The 3,413-nt window shown below is 42.9% G+C and carries 1 protein-coding gene, 9 tRNA genes and 1 pseudogene; 2 read left to right on the forward strand and 9 right to left on the reverse strand.

Features of this window, described 5'->3' with window-relative positions; all coding sequences use genetic code 11:
- Both CHL74_RS16045 and CHL74_RS15015 read left to right on the forward strand, forming a co-directional pair.
- A partial coding sequence (locus CHL74_RS16045) for a hypothetical protein (protein WP_217901464.1) occupies positions 1-214 on the forward strand: 214 nt, incomplete at its 5' end.
- A 1,596-nt stretch (positions 215-1,810) separates the two neighbouring features.
- Positions 1,811-2,090, forward strand: a pseudogene (locus tag CHL74_RS15015) (hypothetical protein); the annotation flags it as partial.
- Between the two features lie 241 nt (positions 2,091-2,331).
- On the opposite strand, the gene CHL74_RS15020 reads toward CHL74_RS15015, so the two are convergent.
- The 9 genes from CHL74_RS15020 to CHL74_RS15065 form a co-directional block, all read right to left on the reverse strand.
- Positions 2,332-2,406: transfer RNA gene (locus CHL74_RS15020), tRNA-Thr, on the reverse strand.
- Positions 2,407-2,411: 5 nt separating this feature from the next.
- A tRNA-His gene (locus tag CHL74_RS15025) sits at positions 2,412-2,484 on the reverse strand.
- A 90-nt stretch (positions 2,485-2,574) separates the two neighbouring features.
- A tRNA-Gln gene (locus tag CHL74_RS15035) sits at positions 2,575-2,645 on the reverse strand.
- Between the two features lie 7 nt (positions 2,646-2,652).
- Positions 2,653-2,734: transfer RNA gene (locus CHL74_RS15040), tRNA-Tyr, on the reverse strand.
- A 9-nt stretch (positions 2,735-2,743) separates the two neighbouring features.
- Positions 2,744-2,816: transfer RNA gene (locus tag CHL74_RS15045), tRNA-Phe, on the reverse strand.
- Between the two features lie 9 nt (positions 2,817-2,825).
- Positions 2,826-2,896 (reverse strand) — tRNA-Gln (locus CHL74_RS15050).
- Between the two features lie 6 nt (positions 2,897-2,902).
- Positions 2,903-2,988, reverse strand: a tRNA-Ser gene (locus tag CHL74_RS15055).
- A 7-nt stretch (positions 2,989-2,995) separates the two neighbouring features.
- A tRNA-Arg gene (locus CHL74_RS15060) sits at positions 2,996-3,070 on the reverse strand.
- Positions 3,071-3,076: 6 nt separating this feature from the next.
- A tRNA-Ser gene (locus tag CHL74_RS15065) sits at positions 3,077-3,161 on the reverse strand.
- Between the last annotated feature and the right edge of the window lie 252 nt (positions 3,162-3,413).

Genomic DNA, 3,413 nt, shown 5'->3' on the forward strand with positions numbered 1-3,413 from the left:
TACAACAAAAGTATATCGGCAACAAATCTGCAACAAAACGAAGCAAGTACGCAACGAAACGGCAACAAACCCCGATGAAACGCCCCTTACACCTTATTATATTATAGCGGAAATGTTTGGAGAATCCAATTTTTTGTTATATCTTTGCAGCGAGAAAGAAGCGACCCCAATAAAGTTTGCGATTTATCTTGCGAAATTTGTTGCTTGTTTGTGACGAAACAAAGAAAATCGCTTCTTTCTTTTTCCACTTTTCGACTTATAAAGCACTGATATTTAATTATATACGTAAACATTTTGCAGATTTTGCGGTCGCTTGCGATAACTTTGCAGAAAAAGAATCCCGAAATCCCAAAGACGATACGGAATCAAAGATTTCTGGTTTCAGTAAGAAGAAAAAGTATAACAGGGAATGACTGCAGGGATAGAAAAGCTGGGTGGGAATAGACCAAGCAAGTATCAACAGTTTTAAAAGCCAGCATGTTGTTCCTTCGTAAGTCGATAAAATCGGCCTGCGAAAGAACAACACCCTGGCTAACTGTTCATGCTTACTGGACTATGGCGTGGGCGAAGATTATAAAGAAGAAAAGCCGAAAGATTTATAAGGAAAGACAGAATGCTTATAAAGAGGAAGACCTGGATATTATAATAAGGTGGAAGGGAGGGAAAAATGAAGGAGGATGCTGTGAGCCAGTGCCCTTCTCGACGAATGGACATGCTGTAGTGGCAAACTGATTAAGTGGGAATCGCTTGCGTCCCACCTACTCAGTTTGTAAGCTACCGGATGTCGTTTCGTGGGCACCTTCCGACTGAGGGGCTTTGCACTTACGTCATGCTCTGCTGACATAAATGCAAAGTCTATCAGGTGGAACTCCAGTAGCATCCTTCATGGTGTGGGGCGAAGCATTATCATCTTGTTTATAAAAATGCAAATCTTTAAAGGCCTGCTACTCATCATGGTATGAGGATTTAAGTTGTATTCATGTGTACACGTACACACCTATCCATGTATATATGTATTCACGTCCACATGAATACATTTTAAAAGAAGAATACCATTATATTATAATAAGGTGGAAGGGAGGGAAATGAAGGTTGATGCTGTGAGCTAGTGCCCTTCTCGACGAATGGACATGCAGTAGTGGCAAACTGATTAAGTGGGAATCGCTTGCGTCCCACCTACTCAGTTTGTAAGCAACCGGATGTCGTTTCGTGGGCACCTTCCGACTGAGGGGCTTTGTACTTACGTCATGCTTTGCTGACATAAATGCAAAGTCTATCAGGTGGAACTCCAGTAGCATCCTTCATGGCGTGGGGCGAAGCATTATCAGGGAAAATCAGCCGATTATCACTATGAGAACAGCTCATTTTGGTTAAAATCCGCATGTTTATACCATTTTTTTGCTGCTACGCAAAAAGATTTCGCACTATTTTTGTATCTTTGCACCCGTTAAAAGAATTTAGAAGTAAATACAATAAAAATCCTATACGGAAATGAATTTAAATATGCACATAACATCACAATCATTCGTTCAGAGCTATCGACGCTTTGAACGGAATAGTTATGTACATACATCAAGTACATCAGATACAGCCGGTATAGGATTCCCACATCATTATTCGCATAGTTATTTCTATCGGGCATCGTAACAGCGTGCCCCACAGAGAACAAAGATAATACGAAAGAGTTGGAGTTTCCTTGCCGGGAGAATCCAACTTTTTCTTTTTAGTCAACTGCTTGCATATGCTCTGACATGGCGAGAAAAAGCTGGATGAAATCCAACCATTTTTTTACGCTTAAAATGAAAGAACTATGCCAGCAAATAAGAATGCCTTAATAAGGTACAAAACTATAGACAACTGTTTGAGAAACAGATACAGAAGATGGACTCTCGATGATCTCGTGGAGGCATGTAGCGATGCTCTCTACGACATGGAGGGAATCACCAAAGGAGTATGCGCCAGAACTGTTCAGATGGACATACAGATTATGAGATCTGACAAACTTGGCTACAATGCTCCTATAGAGGTTTATGATAGAATATACTACAGATACGCTGATCCAGACTACTCTATCACTGAAATGCCTTTATCCATAGAGGACTGCAAGCTGATAAAGAAGGCTATCATTCTTCTTGAAAACAAGAAGGATAAGAATAACGAAGACACCATCCAGGTGCTCAACAAGGTACAGGATAGACTCAAATCTATTCTGAACTTTGTGTAAGGATAAAGGAGGAAAATTATGAACGAACATCAACGAGACATCGTCTTACAAGAAAGCTAAAAGGCTTCTTTTCAAGCAAAACTGCCTGAAGAGAAGCCTTTCTTATGTGGAGCTTCAAGTAGGATTCGAACCTACGACCTGCTCATTACAAGTGAGCTGCACTACCACTGTGCTATTGAAGCATTTGGGAGTTTGATGGGGATCGAACCCATGACCTCCAGAGCCACAACCTGGCACTCTACCAACTGAGCTACAAACTCCAGATAAACTCCAGATGGATTCGAACCACCACCTCCAGATCTGAAATCTGGTATGCTACCAATTACACCATGGAGTTGTTTTTTAACTTGTCGCCCCAGAAGGAATCGAACCTTCGCTAACAGGACCAAAACCCGTTGTACTACCATTATACCATAGGGCAAGTTGAGTTCGGGAGGTAGGACTCGAACCTACGAAGTCATCAGACAGCGGATTTACAGTCCGCCCTCGTTGCCACTGGAGCACTCCCGAATTTTCAAGTGGAGCCTCGTGGAGTCGAACCACGTTCTCGGGATTTTCAGTCCCGCGCATACACCAAGTCTGCCAAAGCTCCTTACTGATGTTGCCCTAGATGGAATCGAACCACCACTTGCAGATCCAGAATCTGCCGCACTACCGTTATGCGATAGGGCAAGTTTGCGGAGGCTAAAGGATTCGAACCTTTGAGACGTTGCCGCCTGCCGGTTTTCAAGACCGGTGCAATAGACCAACTCTGCCAAACCTCCAATATTGTGACTCGTGAGAGACTCGAACTCCCGACACCGACGTTCGTAGCGTCGTGCTCTGCTCCAACTGAGCTAACGAGCCAAAGTGCGGAAGCAGAAGGATTCGAACCTTCGGAACCTTTCGGTCCGGCACGTTAGCAGTGTGCTGGTTTAAGCCGCTCACCCATACTTCCTTGTTTTGATGATGCAAAGGTATAAAGGGAGAGTGAAGTCTTTTTTCGTAGCAAGGAAAAAGTTTCAAAAAAGTTGTTTTTTGAGCGATTTTTCCAGAAAAAAGGCTTTAAAGAGTCTCTTTTTCGGCTCATCCGATAAAGTCCGTGGCATCCCTACCCAAATATCAACGATACACGATAGAAAAAGAACGGTATGTCCCTAACTCCACGCAGTTGGCCTCTAAATGCCTTAAGCTTGGAGTTGAGTGATTC

The organism is Prevotella sp. 885, assembly GCF_002265625.1.
Lineage (GTDB): Bacteria > Bacteroidota > Bacteroidia > Bacteroidales > Bacteroidaceae > Prevotella.